Consider the following 1,060-nt stretch of genomic DNA (forward strand, 5'->3'; position numbering starts at 1 on the left):
GGCCTTGTTGATCAAATCGTTAAACTAACGGATTGATCCTATTTGATTTTCACTGCCTAGCCTGTGGGTTGTCGAACAGGCATACCGAGTCTTATGACTTTGTTCATTGCCTTGACGTTCGCTAACGCTTCTCCGACTTGTGCGTTGTAATCTCTCAACGTCAATGTTGGACTGAGTAACTGCTTATAACGATACATCGCCGTTTCTGACAATGACCGCTTGTGATAGTCATTGTCTTGTTTCCACGTGGCAAGTTCACCCGATTTTAGTGCACTCACTGCGGCGTTTCGAGGATGCCCTTCCTCCCAAAAACCTGCGTTACTTCTTGGAGGAATGGTGGGGATTATCCCCTTATTTTTCAAAACACGGTGGCACGCTTTGGTATCATAAGCCCCGTCAGCGCTCACTTGTTTAATCTTTCGGCGAAGAGGGTTCAACAACGTCGGTAATACTTCATTATCACCGACACAGTCCAGGCTCACTTCAGCAGCAATGGTCTCGTGCGTAGCGGCATCAATAGCGAGGTGCAATTTACGCCATACTCGGCGTTTTTCTTTACCATGCTTGCGCATTTTCCATTCGCCTTCCCCATACACTTTTAGGCCAGTGGCATCGATGACGACATGAGCGATAGGCCCGCGACTTGGAGAGCGATAGTGGACCTCGACTGTCTTTGCTCGCTTACTAATACAACTATAAGAAGGTGACTTCAGCGGCACATCCATCAGCATAAACAGCGAGTTAATGAATCCTTCGAGTGCGCGCAAAGGGAGCTTAAAAACCCCTTTGAGCATCAATGCCGTCTCGATCGATACATCACTGAATTGAAAACCCCGACCGCGCTTCCCATGGTGTTTATTGCAGTGCCAAGATTTGATAGCAGCAGCATCAATCCAGAAGGTGACTGAGCCACGATTTTTCAGGGCTTGGTTGTATTCTTTCCAGTTGCTAATCTTGTGTTTGGATTTGCCCATCATCATCTACCTGTTTGAGGTCATGATGATCTGATCGCTGCAATTGGGATTAGTTCAATGATTTAGGAAACAACGCCTTACAACAA

General features: G+C 46.8%; 1 protein-coding gene. It reads right to left on the reverse strand.

What is annotated here, in order from left to right:
• Window positions 1-56: 56 nt before the first annotated feature.
• Complete coding sequence (locus LRP50_RS25305) at window positions 57-974, reverse strand: IS5 family transposase (RefSeq protein ID WP_274167161.1); 918 nt, start codon at window positions 972-974, stop codon at window positions 57-59.
• Window positions 975-1,060: the final 86 nt, after the last annotated feature.

The sequence above is a fragment of the Enterovibrio gelatinilyticus genome, assembly GCF_028683095.1.
In the GTDB taxonomy this organism is placed as follows: Bacteria; Pseudomonadota; Gammaproteobacteria; order Enterobacterales; family Vibrionaceae; genus Enterovibrio; species Enterovibrio gelatinilyticus.